19 protein-coding genes are annotated in these 22,139 nt (G+C 44.9%); 12 read left to right on the top strand and 7 right to left on the bottom strand.

Annotated elements, in window-relative coordinates; genetic code table 11:
* Nucleotides 1-53: 53 nt before the first annotated feature.
* The gene (locus OH456_RS10435; RefSeq protein WP_270033420.1) at nucleotides 54-299 is read right to left on the bottom strand and encodes a hypothetical protein; all 246 of its coding nucleotides are present in this window, start codon (nucleotides 297-299) and stop codon (nucleotides 54-56) included.
* Nucleotides 300-382: 83 nt separating this feature from the next.
* Between OH456_RS10435 and pcp the strand changes: the two genes are divergently transcribed.
* Nucleotides 383-1,021, top strand: coding sequence for a pyroglutamyl-peptidase I (gene pcp, locus OH456_RS10430; RefSeq protein WP_236109345.1), 639 nt, complete (start codon nucleotides 383-385; stop codon nucleotides 1,019-1,021).
* 57 nt (nucleotides 1,022-1,078) lie between these two features.
* Here the strand turns inward: pcp and OH456_RS10425 are convergent, their stop codons facing one another.
* Together OH456_RS10425 and OH456_RS10420 are read right to left on the bottom strand one after the other, a co-directional pair.
* A complete protein-coding gene (locus OH456_RS10425) occupies nucleotides 1,079-1,576 on the bottom strand; it encodes a GNAT family N-acetyltransferase (RefSeq protein WP_031494714.1) in 498 nt (165 codons plus the stop codon).
* 88 nt (nucleotides 1,577-1,664) lie between these two features.
* Nucleotides 1,665-2,654 (bottom strand): endonuclease/exonuclease/phosphatase family protein, encoded by a 990-nt coding sequence (locus tag OH456_RS10420; protein ID WP_270033419.1) that lies wholly within the window; start codon nucleotides 2,652-2,654, stop codon nucleotides 1,665-1,667.
* Between the two features lie 83 nt (nucleotides 2,655-2,737).
* Between OH456_RS10420 and OH456_RS10415 the strand changes: the two genes are divergently transcribed.
* Nucleotides 2,738-3,925 (top strand): MFS transporter, encoded by a 1,188-nt coding sequence (locus OH456_RS10415; protein ID WP_006070386.1) that lies wholly within the window; start codon nucleotides 2,738-2,740, stop codon nucleotides 3,923-3,925.
* A gap of 76 nt (nucleotides 3,926-4,001) precedes the next feature.
* Here the strand turns inward: OH456_RS10415 and katG are convergent, their stop codons facing one another.
* The 3 genes from katG to OH456_RS10400 all read right to left on the bottom strand — a co-directional run bounded on the left by katG (nucleotide 4,002) and on the right by OH456_RS10400 (nucleotide 9,416).
* Nucleotides 4,002-6,206, bottom strand: a complete 2,205-nt coding sequence (gene katG / locus OH456_RS10410; RefSeq protein ID WP_242456578.1) for a catalase/peroxidase HPI — start codon at nucleotides 6,204-6,206, stop codon at nucleotides 4,002-4,004.
* A 370-nt stretch (nucleotides 6,207-6,576) separates the two neighbouring features.
* Nucleotides 6,577-8,052, bottom strand: a complete 1,476-nt coding sequence (locus OH456_RS10405; RefSeq protein ID WP_006070388.1) for a Na+/H+ antiporter NhaC family protein — start codon at nucleotides 8,050-8,052, stop codon at nucleotides 6,577-6,579.
* A 17-nt stretch (nucleotides 8,053-8,069) separates the two neighbouring features.
* Entirely contained in the window at nucleotides 8,070-9,416 is a 1,347-nt protein-coding gene (locus OH456_RS10400; RefSeq protein WP_270033418.1) for a glutamine synthetase family protein, read from the bottom strand.
* Between the two features lie 347 nt (nucleotides 9,417-9,763).
* Between OH456_RS10400 and OH456_RS10395 the strand changes: the two genes are divergently transcribed.
* The 10 genes from OH456_RS10395 to OH456_RS10350 all read left to right on the top strand — a co-directional run bounded on the left by OH456_RS10395 (nucleotide 9,764) and on the right by OH456_RS10350 (nucleotide 21,038).
* Nucleotides 9,764-10,510, top strand: coding sequence for a gamma-glutamyl-gamma-aminobutyrate hydrolase family protein (locus tag OH456_RS10395; RefSeq protein WP_252039198.1), 747 nt, complete (start codon nucleotides 9,764-9,766; stop codon nucleotides 10,508-10,510).
* Between the two features lie 16 nt (nucleotides 10,511-10,526).
* Nucleotides 10,527-11,084, top strand: a complete 558-nt coding sequence (gene puuR / locus OH456_RS10390; protein ID WP_006070391.1) for an HTH-type transcriptional regulator PuuR — start codon at nucleotides 10,527-10,529, stop codon at nucleotides 11,082-11,084.
* A gap of 26 nt (nucleotides 11,085-11,110) precedes the next feature.
* Nucleotides 11,111-12,595 carry an aldehyde dehydrogenase gene (locus tag OH456_RS10385; RefSeq protein ID WP_270033417.1) on the top strand — a complete coding sequence of 495 codons (1,485 nt, stop codon included), beginning with the start codon at nucleotides 11,111-11,113 and terminating at the stop codon, nucleotides 12,593-12,595.
* 31 nt (nucleotides 12,596-12,626) lie between these two features.
* A complete protein-coding gene (locus tag OH456_RS10380; protein ID WP_088877992.1) occupies nucleotides 12,627-13,904 on the top strand; it encodes an NAD(P)/FAD-dependent oxidoreductase in 1,278 nt (425 codons plus the stop codon).
* 78 nt (nucleotides 13,905-13,982) lie between these two features.
* Complete coding sequence (gene aguB, locus OH456_RS10375; protein WP_239913741.1) at nucleotides 13,983-14,849, top strand: N-carbamoylputrescine amidase; 867 nt, start codon at nucleotides 13,983-13,985, stop codon at nucleotides 14,847-14,849.
* An 11-nt stretch (nucleotides 14,850-14,860) separates the two neighbouring features.
* Nucleotides 14,861-15,943 carry an agmatine deiminase gene (aguA, locus tag OH456_RS10370; RefSeq protein ID WP_062456067.1) on the top strand — a complete coding sequence of 361 codons (1,083 nt, stop codon included), beginning with the start codon at nucleotides 14,861-14,863 and terminating at the stop codon, nucleotides 15,941-15,943.
* 66 nt (nucleotides 15,944-16,009) lie between these two features.
* Entirely contained in the window at nucleotides 16,010-17,437 is a 1,428-nt protein-coding gene (locus OH456_RS10365) for an NAD-dependent succinate-semialdehyde dehydrogenase (RefSeq protein WP_006070396.1), read from the top strand.
* A 32-nt stretch (nucleotides 17,438-17,469) separates the two neighbouring features.
* Nucleotides 17,470-18,744, top strand: coding sequence for a 4-aminobutyrate--2-oxoglutarate transaminase (gene gabT / locus OH456_RS10360; protein ID WP_270033416.1), 1,275 nt, complete (start codon nucleotides 17,470-17,472; stop codon nucleotides 18,742-18,744).
* Nucleotides 18,745-19,134: 390 nt separating this feature from the next.
* On the top strand, nucleotides 19,135-20,325 hold the full coding sequence (gene manA, locus OH456_RS10355; RefSeq protein WP_240206308.1) for a mannose-6-phosphate isomerase, class I: 1,191 nt from the start codon (nucleotides 19,135-19,137) through the stop codon (nucleotides 20,323-20,325).
* 173 nt (nucleotides 20,326-20,498) lie between these two features.
* On the top strand, nucleotides 20,499-21,038 hold the full coding sequence (locus tag OH456_RS10350; protein WP_006070399.1) for a GNAT family N-acetyltransferase: 540 nt from the start codon (nucleotides 20,499-20,501) through the stop codon (nucleotides 21,036-21,038).
* A gap of 76 nt (nucleotides 21,039-21,114) precedes the next feature.
* On the opposite strand, the gene OH456_RS10345 is transcribed toward OH456_RS10350, so the two are convergent.
* Nucleotides 21,115-22,035, bottom strand: coding sequence for an aminoimidazole riboside kinase (locus tag OH456_RS10345; RefSeq protein ID WP_031493992.1), 921 nt, complete (start codon nucleotides 22,033-22,035; stop codon nucleotides 21,115-21,117).
* Nucleotides 22,036-22,139: the final 104 nt, after the last annotated feature.

Below are 22,139 nucleotides of genomic sequence, written 5' to 3'. Positions count from 1 at the left end.
AATAAAAGGTCTAGCGCAGTCTAGACCTTTTTACTTTCTATCAGCCGGCGATATTAGTTGCGTTTTGGGCCTGTTCTCACCAAGTCTTTGCCGTTTTCATACACATCTTGAGATACCCAACGACCTAGCAGGAGCTTGTGTTTGTCGCTTAATACAGCCACAAATGGACGACCATCAGAATTAGAGGTTGCTAACGCGATGCCAGCGACATCTTTTAGTCCCAATGCCCCACTTTCTACTTGAATGAGAAAGTTCTCTAGCTGCTCAAGCGTTTCAATTACATCATTTTCAATATTCATCAGATTCTATCTCTTGCAGATAATGACTGGTGGCGTACTCTACCTAAGTTAAACCAAGAAACCAATAATAGGCTGGGTAGTAAATGAAAAAAGTGTTGATAGCGGGCTTTGATGTGTTTGGAGACAACACGATTAATCCTGCGTTGGAAGCGATCAAGCGATTATCCAATCAGCAGCTCCAGGGTGCAGAAATACAGGTATGCAAAGTACCCGTCACACGATATGAATCTATCGACACAGTGATTGCCGCTATTGAGACCCACCAACCAGACGTAGTTCTAACGGTTGGCTTAGGGGCTGGGCGAGCTGCGATTACACCTGAGCGAGTTGCAATTAATGTCGATGATTTCCGTATCGCTGATAATAACGGTAATCAACCGATTGATGTTCCGATTGTGCGCGATGGGCCTGATGCGTATTTCAGTACGCTGCCTATTAAGGCGATAACACTAAAACTCCAACAACAAGGTATTCCTTGTCAGGTATCTAATACGGCGGGGACGTTTGTGTGCAATCACCTATTTTACGGTGTGCAACATTACTTACGGGGTAGTGGTATTAAACATGGCTTCATTCACGTTCCATTGTTACCTGAGCAAGATATTGACGGCAGTCAGCCGACTATGTCGTTGGATAAGATTGTCGAGGGGCTGAGACTTGCCGCTCAGGTTGCGCTTAATTGTGATAAAGACAGTAAAGTGGGTGCAGGACAGATTTGCTGACAGAAGAGAGGCGAGTACCAAGAACACGGTGAACTCGTGTTCTTGGTAAAGTTGACACTACAATTGATCTTTCAGTCGAGCCATATAATACGTCGAGATAAATTCACCGTCTCGAAAGACTGAGCACAGCGCCTCACCTTCAATCTCAAAACCGAATTTAGAGTAGAGGGCGATAGCTGCTTTATTATCGGCGTTTACTTCGATCTGTACCCTTTGAACATTGAGCCAATTATCTGTTAGGTCTAACACGGTTTCCACCAATCGACTACCAATGCCTAAACCATGATATTCATCATGAACTCCAATCCCAAAGCTTGCACAGTGTGCCGTTCTTGGGCGCTGAGAGTGTTCCAGTCCAATATTACCGACAATTTTTCCGTCTAATTCGGCTACGTAGCTATACACCCCGACAGGCATATTACTTAGTCTTTCTTGCCACATTGCGACCGAAGGTAAAGGCAGTTGCAGGGTTTCTCGTTGTGCTTTTGGTTGCGAATAGAGCTGACTCAGACCCTCTGCGTCTCGTAGTTCTGTTGGTCGAATAATAACGTTCATGTCAGCCTCCTCGCTTGTGATGTTGTTAACCCCTATAACTAATTGAATTTTTTATCATAAGCAAGCGCTTTATCTTATTGGGTTGAGATTAGGCACGTGTTTCAAACGAGACAGAAACCAAAGCATGGTCGGTACTGAGGTCATCAATGCCAAATATGGGGTCAATAATATGCTTGTTAGTAAGCTGATAGTCAGTCACTTCAAACATTGAGCGTTCATACTTAGGGCAAAACTCACTGGATAGAAGAATATAGTCTAATCGACTGCCAGATTCACCATAGTAATGAGTGATAGGTGGCTTAATCTCATCCACCGGGCGAACCGGCTTACCTTTTGGCACTAAATCCCAACTGTCGTGAAAATGATAAGCTTTGATGTCTGCGCGGGTATCTTTCCTTCGATGACGGTATTGGCTTCGAAACGGTTCGAACTCGTTGCTGCCAATACTGTTGTTGAAATCACCAAGCAGTAGAAAAGGTCGGTGGTAGCGTTGTTTATTTTGCACTATTGCTTGGTGCAACGCGCCTGCCTCTTGAATTCGCACCAGCGATGAAAGTGTCTGACCTTGCGTTTCAACGAGCCAAGCATCGACAGTAGACTTGTCGTCTAGATTCTCGTCAGGAAGCGTTGGTCTTTTTGACTTGAGATGAACATTGTACATGTCCAATTCCCCTAACCCCTCAATATTCAAGGAAATATGTAATGCTGGACGGCTGAACTCGCCTTCAAAGGGCGCAAGGGAGGTGAGATTTGAATGGCGGACGATTGGGTAACGAGAAGCAAAAGCTAAAGCAGGGTGAGAATATATATATCCGGATTCTAACCGTGGCTCTGTATTGTAAGTAAAATAACCATAACCCAATGATTTAACTAAAGCCCGCAACGCTTCAACCGAAAACACTTCCTGAAAAGCAACGACATCGGAGTTGAGTTCGCTCAGCGTTTGCTTTAGCCACAGTGTTTTTTGTTGCCATTGTTTTGCCGTGTAGATGTTCTCCATCTCATAATAGGCAAACGGTGGCTCAACAAAATTACATAAGTTGCAGGTGGTGACTTTTAATTTATTTATCTGTGTCAACGTATTAGACTCCACTAAAACTCATGTCTAATCGTGAGCATACATTTCCCAAATTAAAAATAATAGCTCCTTAGGAATTGATAATGTCTTCAACGCAAAGCGCTAGCGGATGGCGAACCCCAAAAAACTTTCTCATCATTATCTCGATTATAGTGCCAATTGCGTTTTCGAGTTGGATGGCATTGCTGAACAACTTCGTAATTGAGAAAGCTAATTTTGATGGTTCCGACATTGGTCTATTGCAAAGTGTTCGTGAGATCCCTGGATTTCTAGCCTTCACTACCGTCTTTGTTTTACTGTTCATTCGAGAACAGAAGTTCATGATTGTTTCTTTGTTACTACTGACCTTTGGCACGGCGATTACGGGTATGTTTCCCTCTGTTGCCGGTTTGCTAATTACTACATTGATTATGTCGACTGGGTTTCACTACTTTGAAACACTAAAGCAATCCTTGTCACTGCAATGGTTAAGCAAAGAAGAGGCGCCTGAAGTGCTGGGTAAACTCATCTCTGTAGGAGCATTAGCTTCGCTCTTAACCTATGGCGCGCTATGGGTGATGGTTGAGGTGTTCAAGCTAGACTACGTATGGGTTTATGGAATTAGTGGCGGTATTGGTTTTGTCTTAGTGCTGTTTATTGCCTTGGCTTTCCCACAGTTTAAAACGGAAACCCCTCAGACTAAAAAGCTGGTGCTGCGTAAGCGTTACTGGCTGTATTATGCCCTAACGTTTATGAGTGGAGCAAGAAGGCAGATCTTTACCGTCTTTGCCGGTTTCTTAATGGTGGAAAAGTTTGGTTATAGCGTCTCTGATATCACACTCCTTTTCTTAATTAACTACTTGTTTAACTTCTTATTTGCTAAAAAAATCGGTCGGTTTATTGGTGTTGTTGGTGAACGTAAGGCTCTTATGTTTGAGTATGTTGGACTGATCTTTGTTTTTGTGGGTTATGGACTGGTTCAAACGGCAGAATGGGCTGCGGCGCTTTACGTTATTGACCATCTTTTCTTTGCGCTAGCGTTAGCTATCAAAACCTATTTCCAAAAAATCGCAGACCCAGCGGATATGGCGTCTACGGCGGGAGTATCCTTTACCATTAACCATATTGCAGCTGTTGTCATTCCTGTTACCTTTGGATTCATTTGGCTGATTTCACCTTCAAGTGTGTTCTATATAGGCGCAGGTATGGCCGCGATTTCACTATTGTTGTCACTTAACATTCCTCGAAAGCCCGAAGAAGGCAATGAGGTAAGAGTACTTAACTGGAATTAGGTTCATGCCGAACCGATCCTAGAAACAAAAAAAGCCACTTGGTAACAAGTGGCTTTTGCTTATGGGTTTATCGTAATTAGATGTCGAAACGGTCCGCGTTCATCACTTTGACCCAGGCGGAAACAAAGTCGCAAATAAAGGTCTCTTTGGCATCATCACAAGCATATACTTCTGCCAACGCACGCAGTTGCGAGTTTGAACCAAACACCAAGTCAGAGCGTGTGGCTTTCCACTTGGTTGCACCTGTTGCTCTCTCTAAACCGACAAACTCCGTAGCCTCTTCGTTACTCGGACGCCACTCGACATTCATATCGGTTAGGTTGATGAAGAAATCATTGCTAAGAACACCTTTACGCTCTGTAAGAACACCATGCTCACTATTGCCGAAGTTTGCGCCTAGAACACGCAAACCACCAATCAAAACAGTCATTTCTGGCGCTGTTAGTGTTAGCAGTTGAGCTTTATCTAGCAGTAAATCTTCTTCAGACACTGAGTAGGCTTTTTGTGCGTAGTTGCGGAATCCATCGACTACGGGTTCGAGAACATTAAAGGATGCTTCATCGGTTTGAGAAGCCATTGCGTCCACGCGACCAGCAGTAAATGGAACCTCAACGTTAGTACCTGCTTCTAGGGCTGCTTTTTCAATCGCAGCGTTACCGCCAAGGACAATCAGGTCAGCAATGGAAACCACTTTGTTACCATGAGCTTGATTGAACTCCTCTTGAATTGCTTCAAGGGTTGCTAGAACACGTTCAAGTTGCGCTGGCTGGTTTACTTCCCAGCTGCGTTGAGGCGCAAGGCGAATACGTGCTCCGTTAGCGCCCCCGCGGAAATCAGAGCCTCTGAAGGTCGATGCGGATGACCACGCGGTGTAAACCAGTTCAGAAATGGTTAGGCCTGAAGTAAGGAGCTTGTGCTTCAATTCTTTAATGTCTGTGTCATCGATCATGTCACCAGAAACTGCAGGTAATGGGTCTTGCCAAATGAGATCTTCACTCGGAGCTTCTTCGCCTAGATAGCGAGATTTTGGTCCCATATCACGATGAGTCAATTTGAACCAAGCGCGTGCAAAAGCATCTGCGAATTGGTCTGGGTTATTATGGAAACGTTTAGAAATTTCCCCGTAGATAGGGTCCATACGCATTGCCATATCGGCAGTGGTCATGATAGTGGTGACTTTCTGTGATGCATCATGAGCTTTTGGGGCCATATGGTCTTCTGGAACCCCTACAGGTACCCATTGCCAAGCGCCAGCTGGACTTTTAACAAGATCCCAATCGTAGCCAAACAACATATCAAAGTAGCCGTTGTCCCATTGGATTGGGTTTGGAGTCCAAGCTCCTTCGATACCACTGGTTGTTGTGTCATCTCCCAAGCCGCTGCCAAAGTGGTTACGCCAACCGAAGCCCATTTCTTCCATTGGTGCCGCTTCCGGTTCTGGGCCCATCAGTTCAGGATCGCCTGCACCATGCGTTTTACCGAATGTATGGCCACCGGCAACAAGTGCAACGGTCTCTTCGTCATCCATGCCCATTCGAGCGAATGTGTCTCGGATATCACGGCCAGAAGCAAGGACGCTTGGCTCCCCGTTAGGTCCTTCAGGGTTAACGTAGATAAGTCCCATCTGTACCGCAGCGAGTGGATTCTCTAGTTGACGATCGCCGGAGTAACGCTCATCGCCTAACCAATCACTTTCCATGCCCCAATAAACGTCTTCCTCAGGTTCCCAAATATCTTCACGGCCACCCGCGAAACCAAAGGTTTTTAGCCCCATTGATTCTATGGAAACATTACCTGCAAGAATAAATAGATCTGCCCATGAAAGAGCTTTGCCATATTTTTGTTTTACTGGCCATAACAGGCGACGAGCTTTATCTAAATTACCATTATCTGGCCAGCTGTTTAGTGGTGCAAAACGTTGGTTGCCTGAGTTAGCACCGCCACGTCCATCCGCCGTACGGTAAGTGCCAGCCGAGTGCCAAGCCATACGAATCATAAAGGGACCATAGTGCCCATAGTCAGCGGGCCACCAGTCTTTTGAATCGGTAAGAACCGTTTCGATAGCTTGCTTAACTTCTTTTAGATCAAGTGTTAGAAATGCCTTCTTGTAGTCGAAGGAAGGATCGTACGGGTTACCTTTTTTATCATTCTGATGAAGAATTCTGAGGTTAAGTTGATTAGGCCACCATTGTCGGTTTTGTGTACCTTTACCACCAACTCGAGTATGACTGCCATGCATCACTGGGCATTGCCCTTTTCCTGCGCCACTATGGTGTTTCATTTTCATCTCCATAATTTGAAATGTCCTTAAAAGCGAATGCGAATAAGGAAAATAACTAACACTGTGCACGTCCATTCCACTGCAATACATCCGATCTTTGTAGTTACAGTATGGTCGTTTGTATCACAATAAAACAACAAAAATGATTGAGTAAAATTGATTTAAATCAAGCAATTAAATAAGAATGATACTCTTTACAATAACTTACAAAATGTAAGGCTATTATGTTTAAATGCTTCAAGAGTGTAAGACACATATTTGTAGGAAAGTGAGAACAGGTGCTATTTTTTCGAAATCAAAAAGCTAGAGAACGGAACAAAAAAAGGGATACCCGCTGAGTAGGTATCCCTTTGGCATTCTTAGATCGCTGTTATGCAACGACTATGAAGAATAGGGTGGTCGCGACAATACCAATCAACGCATATGGGAACTGCGTTACGGCATGTTGCATTGATGTACATCCAGATCCTTGAGCCGATAGCACCGTGGAGTCACTGAAGAAACATGAATGACTGCCTGCTGCTGATGCTGACAACATAGCGGCGATGGTTAAGTGCAGTGGAACACCAATTTGCTCCGCGAGAGGAAGAATAATTGGCATTGCGACCGCAAAGGTCCCCCAGGATGATGCTGATGCAAAGACAAGGCCACCTGTTACTAGGAAGATCAGGGCTGGGAAGTACTGTGCTGACAAGTATGGGCTTACAGTCTCAATTACGTACTGTGTTAGCCCCAATGAGTCGTTAACACTCTTAAGCATAAAGCCGCCAATCACTGTAGCTAGAGGCAGTAACATGACCTTAATGCCATCGTACACTGCATCGAACAGTTCATTCATGGTGACTAGCTTTTGAATGCCGTAGAAACAGATAGTAAAGATAATGGCAACAAACACACCTGCTAATAGGTCAATACCGAAGTACCAAGAGGCTCCGACCAGAACAACCATTGGCAATAGGAAGTTAATTAGTCCCATAGTCGGGTTTGAGTGTGCTTTGATGTCAGCACCAAAGTCGATATCTGTTGCGCCATCTGGTTTAACTTGACCGTTGCGAGCGCGCTCTTCTGCTTTTTTCATTGCGCCTAGGTCTGGCATTTTGCCAATAGCTACGAAGAAAACAATCGCCAACGTTACCCAGCCATAAGCCATATACGGAATGGCTTGAATGTACGCAGCAATACCTTGTCCCGGTTCAGCAACTTCATTGGCTTCCAATAGAGAACTGAAGAAGATAGCCCAAGTAGAAATTGGGACCAGAATACAGATAGGTGCTGCCGTTGAGTCAACAAGATAAGCGAGCTTCTCGCGTGAAACCTGATAGCCATCAGTAATTTTCTTCATTGATGACGAAATCGCAATGGCGTTCAAGTAGTCATCAATGAAAATCAGAATACCTAGAAAAAATGTCATCAATAGCGATTGATTGCGGCTCTTAACTTTGTTCACCAGCATGTCACTGAAGCTAAGGATACTGCCACCTTTTTCTAGAATCGCAATCAGGCCACCCATTAGACCGCAGACGAGAATGATCCATGCGATGGTTTCATTCATCATCACATCCATCGAAATGCCAACGATCTGTTCTACTGCTTGAGTAGGGTCAAGCAGTAGGACACCGGCAATGGTGCCACTGAATAGTGCTTCAACGGTGCGGTGTGTGGTTAATGCAAAGACAAGTACTAACGATGTCGGTAACAGTGCCAACCAGCCGTAGCTTTCGCCTTCGACATGATTGAGTCCAATCGAGGTAAAGGTTATAAACAGGAAGACTATTGTAAGGCTAACCGCCAAATGTTTACTGCTTATTTTGAGCGGCGCCTCCAGCGCCTTTGTCTGCGTAGTCATAAAACTCATTCCTTTCGTTATGCAGAGTGAAGCATCCAATCAATTTCTAACGGTGTAATAATGCGTTCGAATTCGGCCAGTTCACTTCGTTTGCAAGCGAGATACATATCAATAAAGTCTTGAGAGAAAAAGGCACCTAATTCACTGGCTTCAAGCTGTGTCAGTGCATCAGACATACGCGTTGGTAGGTCTACGGCGTTTTCACTAAGAGCTGGTGGACATTGTTCTTGGGTATAGTTATCACTCGCTAATACGGCTGAGAGTACTACTGCAGCGAGAATGTATGGATTGACATCCGCACCTGCGATGCGATGTTCAATACGACGGTTTTTACCATCGCTAATTGGAACGCGAAGGGCTACGCCTCGGTGGTTCTCACCCCAATCCGCTTTTGTTGGTACGTAAGCACCAGGCACAAAACGGCGGTAAGAGTTCACGTTAGGACATAGGAGGGCCATCGCATCCGAAATCTGCGATAACATTGCAGCCATAGTTTGGTAGAACAGTGGGCTTGCAGAGTCATCGTCTTTACTGGTAAACAGGTTATCGCCTTGCTCATCGATAAGGCTGATGTGCATGTGTTGTCCATTTCCTGCTTCTTCAAGGAAAGGTTTTGCCATGAATGTGGCATCAAAACCGTGTTTGTGGGCGATTTGTTTAATAAGACGCTTAGAGAAAATGATTTCGTCACATACGCGAAGTACGTCTTGCGAGTGATTAAAGTTAATTTCAAACTGACCCGGTGCAGATTCTGATAGCGCACCAGCCGTATTTAAACCTTGATCAGCAGCTGCAGCGTTGAGCTCAGCTAGGAAGTCAGCATAATCATCAAGCCCATCGACATCATAAACTTCGGTATCTCTTTCTCGTCGGTTCTTCGTCGGATTAATAGCGGTTTGTAGTTCACCATTTTCACCGCGTTCCTTATCAATGAGGTAAAACTCGAGCTCTAAAGCAACAACTGGAAACATGCCTTTGGAATGCAAAGTATTCAACATACGGTCGATGATGTTGCGGATAAACAAACGGTGAGGGGTTTTTCCGTCATCTTCCATCATGCTGAGTAGCAGTTGTCCGGTACCTTCCTTTGCAGTTGGTAGCAAAGTGCCAGCGACAGGAAAGCAAAGGTTATCAGGTTCGCCAAGATCTTCACCTAATCCTGCTGATTCAACAACAGCACCTTTGGTATCGAGCGTAATAGTAGAAAGAGGAAGAGCAACACCTTTCACTAACTTGTCTAAGGAATCTACTGGTATGCGTTTACCGCGTGGTGTTGCGTTGACGTCCGTGAAAATGAGGTCAACGTACTTAATTTCTGGCCAACTTTGTCGAAAATTTTTAACTTCCTGTAAATAGGTATCCATCTTTACTACTCCTAGTGGCCCCACTCTTTGATGAAAAATTAGCTTAGTGTTTAACAAAAAGAACACAAAAGCCATGTCTTAAATGGGGTTTTTGGCTGTTTTATAAACTTATGTAATTGTTTTTATTGTGATTTGTTTAATTTGGTGATTATTTCGACCTTGTTAAACGTTAACTAATTTGTAACAGTTGATCGCCTTTTGCTCAATATATCGAGCGAAATTAGTGCTTTTTTTGAACAAAATAGAGATCGAAGTCACGATTTGGAACCTATTTTGAACACTTGTGTTGATAATTTTGTACATGGGTTGTACGGTTTTTGTTAAATAAATCGAACGTGAGTGTGACAATGTCTGAGATAAGAAAACCGATAATAGGACTCGTAAGCTGTAAGAAAGAGCTCGCTGGATATCAGATACAGGCATTGAATGAGTTCTACCTTCAAGCAGTGAAAGACTTCGGTGGCACACCAATCATTCTTCCATCTGTAATAGAAGACAGTGAGTTAGATAGAGTGTTGGCGGTTTGTGATGGACTGTTATTCCCTGGTAGTCATTCCAATGTAGCGCCTCATCGATACAACGGTTCACATGAAGAATTAAAGAAAGATGAAGCACGAGATGAATTAGCTATTCAGCTTATACGTCGTGCTATAGATATGAACATTCCGTGCCTTGGTATTTGTCGTGGTTTCCAAGAGATGAACGTGGCGTTAGGGGGAAGCCTAAACCCTGCAGTTCACGAAGCGGGGTTCGATGACCATCGTGAAAACGAATCAAAAGATTTCAATGAGAAGTATGCGCCCGCTCATCCTGTTTATGTTGAAAATGACGGCGTCTTTCAGCAATGGTTAGTGAAAGCAGAGTGGAATCAAACGGAGAAGTTTGAAGTAAATACGCTTCATAATCAGGGGGTTGATAAGCTGGCTACAACCTTAAAAGTAGAAGCTAAAGCACCTGATGGACTTGTAGAAGCTTTTAGTCTGCCTGGTCAAAAATATTTTGTTGGCGTGCAGTGGCACCCAGAATGGCAAGCAAAACACAATCATTTCTCACAAATTTTATTTAAAGAATTTATTATGTCAGCTTCACAGTAATTTAGAGGCTGAATGCATGGATAACCACCAGATTGGTAAAAATATCGCTCAACTAAGAAAAGAGCGAGGACTTTCACAACGAGAACTGGCAGAAAAAGCGGGCATCACCCATAGCGCTATTTCTTCAATCGAGAATGCCAAAGTGAGTCCTTCGGTGAGTTCTCTGCAAAAAATAGTGAACGTTTTTTCGTTGTCTCTTTCAGAGTTTTTTACTCTTGAGCAACAAGAAAACAAAGAGATTAAGGTCGTGGTTAAACCAGAAGACCTCATTGAAATTGGCAGTGAAAATGTCTCAATGAAGTTGGTTAACAATGGCAGCAATAAACAAGAAATCGGCTTTCTTATTGAAGAATATGGGCCTAACAGTACAACGGGCGCATCCAATATCAAGCATGAAGGTGAAGAAGTCGGCACCGTATTAAGTGGTGAAGTTGAACTTGAATATAACGGGGAGACCTACCTAATAAAGGCAGGGGAGTCTTACGTTATTGATACAACGATTCCACATAAATTTACTAATCACTCCGATAAGGCTTGCAGAATGATAAGTGCACACACGCCAAAAGCATTCTAGCGCCTTGAGGTAACCAAGGAGAGCGTATGAAAACGCAGCAACAATGGATTGAACAACGAAATGCTCTAAATATCGAGCAAAGAGCGTTTCTAAATGGTGAGTATACCGCAGCAGCAGATGGCAAGACGCTAGAGGTCGTAAACCCAGCTACCGATGAAATCATTGCTAATATTGCACGTTGCCAAACTGCCGATGTTGATTGTGCTGTAGATTACGCAAGACAAGCATTTAAACAAGGTGAGTGGAGTCAAATTGCTCCAGCGGCGCGTAAAGACGTACTGTTGAAGTTTGCTGCTCTTATTGATGAAAATGTTGAAGAATTAGCGCTATTAGAAACACTTGATACTGGTAAGCCGATTGCACACAGTGTGTCGACGGATATTCCCGGCGCAGCGAAATCTATTCGCTGGTATGCGGAAGCCATCGACAAAGTTTATGGTGAAGTTGCACCTACAGAAAAAGATGTTCACGCCTTTATCTCTCATCAAGCGATCGGTGTTGTCGCTGCTGTTGTTCCGTGGAACTTCCCGCTATGGATTGGTTGTTGGAAGTTAGGTCCAGCCTTGGCTGCGGGTAACAGTGTCATCCTAAAACCATCAGAAAAGTCTTCATTAACGGCAATCTTCTTAGGCAAACTGGCGAATCAAGCAGGTATTCCAGCGGGTGCATTTCAAGTTATTACTGGTTATGGCCATGAAGCGGGAGAAGCGTTGGCACGTCACGAAGATGTAGATTGTATCGCTTTTACAGGCTCAACTCGTGTGGCTGGTCATCTTATGATTGCCTCCGGTGAAACTAACCTAAAACGTGTCTGGGCTGAGGCTGGTGGTAAGAACGCAAATATAGTCTTTGATGATTATGCCGATCTTGACCGCGCAGCTGCAGAAACAGCCGCAGGTTGTTTCTATAACCAAGGTGAAGTATGCGTAGCAGCAACACGCCTTTTGGTTCACGAAAGCATTAAAGATGTATTTATCGATAAAGTGATTAGCGCAGCTCAGGGTTTCATGCCTAAAGATCCAATGGATCCCACGTCTTCTATGGGGGCGCTTATCGACCGTGAACACAAAGAAAAAGTGCTCGATTACGTTAAGTTAGGTCAAGATACAGGGGCTACGCTGCGCTGTGGTGGTGACGCAGGCGGTAAAGGCGCCTTTGTTGAACCAGTGATTCTCGATAATGTGGACAACAGTATGCGTGTGGCTCAAGAAGAGATCTTTGGCCCAGTGTTATGCGTCATTCCATTTAAAACAGAGCAAGAAGCTATCGCTATTGCTAATGACTCCAAATATGGCTTAGGCGCTGCACTTTGGAGTGACAATATTAATCGCGTACATCGAGTCGCAAAGCAGTTAGAAGCTGGCTCTGTGTGGGTGAACAACTACAACGAGGGCGATATGACCGTCCCATTTGGTGGATTCAAAATGAGTGGTAATGGACGTGACAAGTCGATTCATGCCATCGAAAAATTCACTGAAACCAAGACGACATGGATTCGTCTCCAACCTTAAGCCTGAAGCTGTAATCGAAAGGAATATAACCATGAACAAACATACTGATTCATATTATGCTCACTCAATCCCAAATGTAAGTGAGTACCCACAACTGCAAGACAATATTGAGTGTGATGTGTGTGTCGTAGGCGCGGGTTTCTCGGGTCTTTCCTCAGCTCTTCATTTAGCAGAAAAAGGCTTTAAGGTTGTAGTGCTGGAGAATGCGAAAGTAGGGTTCGGCGCGACAGGTCGTAATGGCGGCCAGATTGTTAACAGTTATAGCCGCGACGTAGACGTTATTGAAAGTCGCTATGGTGAAAAGCAAGCTAAGGCACTGTGTGACATGATTTTTGAAGGTGGTGATATCATTCGCGGCCTTATCGACAAACATAACATTGATTGTGATTTCAAGCAGGGGGGAATGTTTACTGCTCTGAATAATAAGCAATTAAAAGGTCTAGAAGAGCACAAAAAGCACTGGGAACGTTATGGCAACGATCAGCTTCGTATGATGGATGCGAGCGAAGTGGAAGCCGCAGTCGGTACCACTGCTTATAAAGGCGCTCTGCTGGATATGCGTGGCGGCCATATTCACCCACTCAAATTGGCGTTGGGCGAAGCAGCAGCTGTAACGGCACTTGGCGGACAAATTTTCGAACAGTCCGGTGTGACCCGTCTGGAAAAAGGCGCCAATCCTGTTGCTCATACAGAAAAAGGCAGCGTAAAAGCGAAATACATCGTTCTTGCGGGTAATGCTTATCTAGGTGGGCTTGCTCCAAACATCAGCAATAAAGCGATCCCGTGTGGTACTCAGGTCGTAGCCACTGAGCCCCTTTCCGAGGCGCAACTTAAAGAGATCTTGCCATCAGATTACTGTGTTGAAGACTGCAACTATCTATTGGACTACTTCCGTCTTAGCGCAGACAAGCGCTTACTATTCGGTGGCGGTGTAGTTTACGGTGCTCGTGACCCAGAAAATATCGAAGGCATCATTCGTCCTAAGATGGAGAAGATCTTCCCACAATTAAAAGGTATCGGTATTGATTATAAGTGGACGGGTAACTTCCTACTGACTTATTCCCGCATGCCGCAATTTGGTGCTTTTGCAGACAATATTTATTACCTACAGGGCTACAGTGGCCACGGTGTTACTTGTACTCACCTTGCTGGCAAACTGTTGGCTGAAGCACTAACCGGACACGCAGAACGTTTTGACGCGTTCGCTGATTTAACCCACATCGCGTTCCCTGGCGGTCGTCATTTTGCTATCCCAATGACGGCGATGGGGGCGGCTTATTACAACTTACGCGACAAACTAGCAATCTAATTCAGAAAATAACAAGAAGTGCCTGCTATGACAGGCACTCAGTCAGCCTCAAACAAAGAATAGATAAAGGAAGATCCGATGAGTAGAGTAGTTAAATTTGCTGCGATGCAGTTAACCAAAACTTGGGATTTAGAAGCGAATCTAGAAAAAATCAAAGGTGCGATTCGCGAAGCCGCGGCAAATGGTGCGAATGTTGTACTACCTCAAGAACTCATGGCAGCGCCTTACTTTTGTAAGAAGCAAGAAGCCAAGTATTTTGAACTTGCTGAAGAAACGGATAACTCTCGTCTGATCAAAGAGCTTAGCGCGCTAGCTAAAGAACTGAATGTGGTTATACCTGTGAGCTATTTTGAGAAAGCGGGAAACACCTTTTTCAACTCTTTAGTGATGATCGATGCAGATGGTACGGTACTAGAAAACTACCGCAAATCCCATATTCCAGATGGTCCTGGCTATAGCGAGAAATACTATTTCAGCCCTGGTGATACAGGATTTAAAGTATGGAAAACCAAGTTCGGTACTTTCGGTGCAGGTATTTGTTGGGATCAATGGTTCCCTGAGCTGGCACGTTGCTTAGTGCTTAACGGTGCAGAAGCTATTTTCTACCCAACAGCAATTGGTTCAGAGCCGCAAGACCTATCTCTGGATTCACGTGATCATTGGCAGCGTACTATGCAAGGCCACTCGGCTGCCAACCTTGTACCCGTTATCGCGTCTAACCGTGTAGGGGTAGAAGTGGATGATGGCATTGAAACTACCTTCTATGGTTCATCATTCATCACTGATCATACTGGCGGTAAGTTGGCAGAAGCTCCAAGAGAAGGTGAAACTATCATCTATGCGGAAATTGACCTAAAGGCCACTGCGCAAGCGCGTCACGCGTGGGGACTGTTCCGTGACCGTCGTCCGGACTTATATCAAGACATAATGAGCTTAGCTAAGTAACGAGGTAGCCGATGAAACTCGATACGACCCCAAAGCAAGACGGTTTCTATTTTCCTGCTGAATATGAACCAGTCAGAGAGGTCTGGTTGGCATGGCCTGAGCGTCGTGATAATTGGCGCGCTAGTGCAAAACCTGCGCAACAAACCTTTGCCAACGTGGCGAATGCGATTGCGGACGCAGTGTGTGTTTCTGTTGCTGTAAGCTCTTCGCAATATGAAACCGCAAGAAGCATGCTGCACTCGTCCGTCAAACTGGTTGAAATGGCATTCAACGATTCTTGGATGCGCGATATCGGTCCTACTGTTGTAGTGAATTCATCGGGAGAGAGACGCGGCGTCAGTTGGAAATTCAATGCTTGGGGAGGCGAGTTTAACGGCCTTTACGAAGACTGGAGTGATGACGATAAAGTTGCCGCATCCGTCTGTGATGTGTTGGGAATCGATCATTATCGCGCTCCTTTTGTTCTGGAGGGTGGCGCGATTCATACCGATGGCGAAGGCACGTTATACACAACTGAAGAATGCTTATTGAGTCCGGGACGTAACCCAGAACTAAGTAAACAACAGATAGAAGCGCTACTAGCCGAATATCTTGGTATCGAAAAGGTCGTCTGGCTTCCAAACGGTTTGTTTAATGATGAAACGGATGGGCATGTCGACAACTTACTTCACGTTGTCGCTCCAGCAAAAGTGGTACTCAGCTGGACGGATGATCCGTTTGATCCGCAATTTAAGTTATCACGTGAAGCGTATGCGGCGCTTAGTGCACAAACTGATGCACAAGGTCGAGCCATTGAGATTGTCAAAATCCCAGTTCCGGGTCCTCTTTACTATTCGCAGGAAGAAGCGAATGGAATTGAATCAAGCGATGGTATGAATCGTCACGAAGGTGAGCGACTGAGTGCTTCCTATGCTAACTTTTTGATGGTGAACGGGCATATCTTTTTACCATTACTTGATGACCAGTATGATGATATTGCTATCGAGATTTTGACAAAAGCGCTTCCCGATTATGAGATTGTTGGCATACCAACACGAGAAGTTTTACTAGGCGGTGGCAATATTCACTGCATTACCCAGCAGATTCCCGCTTAGGATTCATCTGCTTTTTATCCACAGCATTCCTAGCGAAAGCTAGGAGTAGGAACAAAAGGAATTACCATGCAGCAAATAAATAATAAGAGCTTACTCTCCTTTATGGTAACGGCAGCGGACAACGCTGTAGCCGTGACAAACCCAGCAACAGGCGAACTTGTGGGTCATGCTCCTATTTCATCTGAACCTGAGCTGATGGATGCGATCGAGCGAGCTCATGTGGCGCAGAAAGAGTGGGCCAAAGTGCCGGCTAAGTCGCGCGCAGTATTATTAAACCGCTGGTATCAACTAATTCTTGAGAACAAAGACGACCTTGCTCGCATCATGACTGTTGAACAGGGTAAGCCATTGGCAGAAGCTGCGGGTGAGGTTCTGTATGGTGCCAGCTTTATTGAATGGTTTGCTGAAGAAGCCAAACGCACCTACGGTGACTCCATTCCTGGACCAACGGCAGACAAGCGCTTGGTAACCATCAAGCAACCTATTGGTGTCGCATGTGCGATTACGCCATGGAACTTCCCTATCGCTATGATCACACGTAAAGCAGGTCCTGCATTGGCTGCCGGTTGTAGTTTCGTCGTTAAGCCATCGGATTCAACACCGCTGTCTGCATTTGCAATTGTGGAACTCGCGTACCAAGCGGGCATTCCGAAAGACGCGCTACAAGTGGTTCTAGGTGAAAGTTCACGCAAAATCGGTGCGATCTTCACTTCTCACCCACTGATTCGCAAGCTGTCTTTCACTGGTTCTACTCAAGTGGGTAGTGTGTTAATGCAACAAGCCGCAAAAGACATCAAACGCACGTCAATGGAACTGGGTGGTAATGCGCCATTTATCGTCTTCGATGATGCTGATATTGATGCAGCCGTGCAGGGCGCTATGGCCTCTAAGTTCCGTAATGCGGGTCAAACTTGCGTCTGTGCGAACCGATTCTATGTGCATAGTAAAGTGTACGATGAGTTCGTAACGAAATTTGATGCAGCAGTACAGCAGCTAAAAGTCGGAAACGGCTTAGATGAAGGTGTCAACATTGGACCAGTTATCAATGAAAGTGCAAAACAGGGCATTCAAGCACTGATTGACCGTGCGGTAGAGCAAGGTGCAGTGCCTGTCACCCCTCTTAAACAACTTGACGGTTTGTTTATGCAGCCAGTCGTCCTCAAAGACGTGAAACACAGCATGGATATCGTTCAAGAAGAGATATTTGGTCCGGTGGCTCCGGTAATTCGTTTTGATACGGATGAAGAACTTATCGAAATGGCGAACGACACGATTTACGGTTTGGCGTCGTACTTCTACAGCCAGAACATCCACCGTGTTTGGAAAGTAGCAGAAGCACTGGAATACGGCATGGTGGGCATTAATGAAGGTATTATCTCGACAGAAGTAGCGCCGTTTGGCGGTGTGAAGCAGTCGGGTATTGGACGTGAAGGTGCGAAGCAGGGCATCGACGAATATATGGATGTGAAATACCTGTGCTTTGGTGGCAACTAAACGTCTAGCGGTAACAAATAAAGGATTAAACAATGAAAAACCAACAACTACACGAAAGAAGAAGCAAAGTTATCGCTCAGGGTATGGGCGCGCTGTACCCACTTTATGTTGAGAAGGCTGACAACGCTCATGTATGGGATGTCGATGGTAACAAATACATTGATTTTGCAGCGGGCATCGCGGTGACAAATACTGGGCACTCAAACTCGCGCATCACTGACGCTGTAAAAGCCCAGATCGACAACTTCTCTCATACTTGCGCTATGGTGACACCGTATGAATCTTTTGTTGAGCTGGCAGAAAAGCTGACTGACATTGCTCCGGGCGACTCGGAAAAGAAAGCTATTTTCCTAACTACGGGTGCCGAAGCGGTTGAAAACGCGGTGAAAGTAGCACGTGCTCATACTGGGCGTAGCGGCGTCATTGCCTTTAAAGGTGGTTTTCACGGTCGTACCAATATGACCATGGGATTGACTGGAAAAATCGCACCATACAAAGCGGGCTTCGGTCCTTTCCCGAACGAAATCTACCATGCACCTTATCCAAATGCGTTCCACGGCATCAGCACAGAAAATAGCTTACAGGCATTACAAGATTTGTTTGCTTGCGATATTGAACCTAGTCGCGTTGCTGCGATCATTTTTGAGCCTGTACAGGGCGAGGGTGGTTTTTACCAAGCGCCAGCGGAATTTGCTCAGGCACTACGCAGCCTTTGTGACCAGCACGGTATTATGCTAATAGCTGATGAAATCCAAACAGGCTTTGCCCGCACCGGTAAAATGTTCGCAACGGAGTATCTGGATATTGAACCAGATATGATGACGATGGCGAAAGGCATTGCTGGTGGTTTTCCAATCTCTGCTGTTGTAGGTAAAGCGGAAGTTATGGATTCTGCGTTACCAGGTGGTTTAGGCGGTACTTATGCTGGTTCTCCATTAGGCTGTGTTGCCGGTTTGGAAGTGCTTAAGATAATTGAAGAAGAGCAGCTATGCGCTAAAGCCCAAGGTATTGGTGAAGTGGTTAATGCACGTATGGCTGAGCTTCAAAAAACGGTGCCTGCGATTGGTGAGATTCGCACCATTGGTGCAATGATGGCGATTGAGTTTACCGATCCACAATCGGGGCAACCACTTCAAGATGTTACCAAAGCGGTGATTAGCAAAGCACAAGAAAATGGTTTAATTCTGTTGTCTTGTGGCGTTAAAGCCAATGTTATTCGCTTGCTCCCGCCACTAACGATTGAATCAGATGTATTGGCAGAAGGTTTAGACAAACTGGAAGCCATCATCGCAGAAGTAGCGAAATAGAACGACGTTACGTAGGATAATATAAGCCCCCTCGATTCGAGCCCGAGGGGGCTTTTTTAATGTTCATGGCAATTTGTCTAGGAGTGATAAACCAAATTGTATCTTGGGTCTATCACAGTTTTTGTCTGTTCCCTTCAGCGGTTAATACTCTCTAACCGCTTAAGCAATGAAATAAAATGTATTGATTACAGCGGGTTAATGGATTGGTTTCTTCCCGAAGATACCATTTCTGCGTTGAATATCTTTTTTCAATCTCTTACTTAAAAACTATACAGTTTTACTCTAAAGTCTGCTAATTTGTGCTGACAAAATGAGAGTGATCAAAATCTCGACACCATGATTAAGATACATTGCTGCTCAGAAGAATTTAATAATCGCTTGGACTGAAAAATGAAACATCAACATTTCTTACCTATGCAGAACGTAATCCAAGATTATGCTTGGGGTAGCGTGACGTCTATTAACACTCTGTTTGGCATTGCCAACCCAGATAACAAACCACAAGCTGAGATCTGGATGGGTGCACACCCAGGCGGCTGCTCTGAAGTGGTCACCGCAGATAAGACTTTGCGTCTGGATCAGTTTGTTTCTGATAACCTAAATGATGTTTTGAGTGAAGCCATTAGCCAGAAATTTGGTGAGCTGCCTTACCTGTTCAAAGTCCTTGCAGCAGCGAGCGCTTTGTCTATTCAGGTTCACCCGAGCAAAGCTCAAGCAGAACAAGGGTTTGCCAAAGAAGAAGCCGCTGGTATCGCCCGTAACGCAGCAAACCGCAATTATAAAGATCCAAACCATAAACCAGAGTTGGTTTACGCATTGACACGTTACCAAGCAATGAATGGCTTCCGCTCTTATGAAGAGATCTTAAACAACTTCGAACAGCTTAATATTGAGGAGTTAGCGCCTCTTATTAATGCTTATAAAGCATCTCTGGACGCAACAGGTCTTGAGGCGTTGTTTGTTAGTATGCTGAAGCTTGACGGCCAAGCAAAAGATACGGCATTGAATAAGTTGCTTGCTTTCGCTGAGACCAAACAAGGCGACGAAACCTTTGAACTCATCTTATGGCTAAAAGATCTCTACCCTGGTGATATCGGTCTTTTCTCGCCATTATTCTTACACGTATTGACGCTTGAGCCGGGCGAAGCGATGTTCCTTCACGCTTGTACTCCACACGCATACTGTCGTGGTACTGGACTTGAAATTATGGCGAGTTCAGACAACGTACTTCGTGCAGGCCTAACGCCAAAACACATTGATGTTGAAGAGCTGGCTTCTTGTACCATTTTTGAACCTAAACTGCGTGAGGAGTTGTTAACTCAACCAGAAATGGATAATGGTGCAGAGCACTATCCAATTCCGGTAGAAGACTTTAAATTTAGCGTCTACGTTGACCAGCAAGACCGATTTGTCAACGTCACAACACCAGAGATTCTATTTGCATTGGATGAGCCAATCGTATTGACGCATCTAGATGGCGAAACCATTACGGTTGAACGCGGTCATTCAGTGTTCATCCCTGCTTCTGCGGGTAACTACAGCGTGACTTGTGCTGGCAAGTTCGCAAGAGCCTATTGCTAGCGTAATATGCTGCCAGTAGGGCAGTAATCCTACTTATAAAGGGAGATCGTGAAAGATCTCCCTTTTTTTGTGCAACTTGCCTATTACTTATGCAGCATGGATTGCATTTTAGTTGCAGATAATTAGTATGTAATGAAAGGATATGTAAAAACTTAAGCAGTAGGTACTATAAAATGGAATTTAGAGTAGCAGAATATTCTGACTACCAAAGTGTGGCGGAACTACACGCGGTAAGTTGGCAAAAAGCCTATAAAGGTATCATGCGTCAGTCGTATTTAGACGAGTCGGTTCTTGAAGACAAGCAACTGATTTGGCAAACCCGACTATTAAACCCTCCTTTCAGCCAACATGTCATTATTGCCGAGCACCAAGGCGAATTAGCGGGTTTTATCTGCCTGTTTGGTAATCACAATGTCGAGTTCGGTACTATCATTGATAACCTTCACGTTAGGGCAAGTGCGCAAGGCAAAGGTGTGGCGAAGAAACTGATTGCGTTGGCGATGGAATGGGCAAGTAAGTACTATCCGGACAATGGTGTGTTTTTGGAAGTACTGGCGGATAATTCGAACGCCATTAAGTTCTATGAATCCATAGGTGCGAACAGAGCGATGAAACAGCGTGGCGAATCGCCATGTGGGCGCCACGTCGATGAGTTTATCTATGTATGGAAAAATCCAGAAGCGTTGATGGAACAGTGTGTTGTGTCGGTGTAGTTTGCCTTTTCAAACAATAGAACTAATAAAACGCCTAACATGAATCATGTTAGGCGTTTTTGTGTTGTGTCAGGAGCTACTTGATGTATTCCAAAAGTGCTTTTTCATTAGGCAGTGCGGTCATTGCGCCTTTTTGCGTGGTTGCCAATGCCCCACAACCGTTAGCCCATCGTACAGCGTCATGAATAGTTTCATCATTTACCCAGCTTTCTGTTTTCGACAGGCGAGTTAGCAGACCACCAACAAAGGCATCACCTGCACCTGTCGTATCGACGGGTTTTACTGGAGTGCCAGCAATCAACTCTTGTTGTGCTCCACGAATGACCAGTGCTCCTTTCGCTCCTTGAGTAATCAAGACCAATGTATTGCTAAAGGATTCAAGTGCTTCAATACCTGCTTCTAAGGTGTTGGTGTCTGTGAGGAACATGAGTTCGTCATCTGAAAACTTAACTACATCGGCCAGCGCAATAGCTTCTCGGCAAACAGGTTTGATTAAGTTTTGATCGCCCCAGACCTCATCACGTAAGTTGGGGTCGAAGCTAACAAAGCCTCCAGCAGCCTTAATTTGTTTCATTGCGTCAATCGTAGAACTGCGGCTAGGTTCATTGGCAAGGGCGATTGAACAAACGTGCAGCCACTCGCCTTTTTCGAAAGCAGGAATGTCACTTTTTTGCATAAACTGGTCGGCACTAGGCTTAACCATAAAGGTAAAGCTGCGCTCACCGCTGTCATCTAAGTCAACAATAACGGTAGAAGTGCGCTGTTGCTCATCAAGCAGCATATAGTTGGTATCGACGTTTTCGTCGCTCAAAGTCTGCTTCATGAAGCGACCTAGCGGGTCTTGTCCGACGCGACCGAAAAATCCAGTGTTACCACCTAAACGTGCGATAGCTACAGCTACGTTTGCAGGCGCACCACCTGGACATTTCAAATAGGTAGTTGCCGTATCTGGTATTAAATCTACAACAGCATCTCCGGTTACCCACACTTTGCTCATGAGAAAAATCCTGTATTAACTAAGTTGTTTTTAGTTTACTAAATCGATTTAGCAAAGAAAATGTGTTTTAATAGACCTCTAATGGATTGAAAATGAATTTGTGA

It is taken from the genome of Vibrio sp. La 4.2.2 (assembly GCF_027586995.1).
Classification (GTDB): Bacteria; Pseudomonadota; Gammaproteobacteria; order Enterobacterales; family Vibrionaceae; genus Vibrio; species Vibrio mediterranei.
Note: the sequence above shows the minus strand (reverse complement) of the source record. Positions and strands in the feature narration are given on the sequence as shown.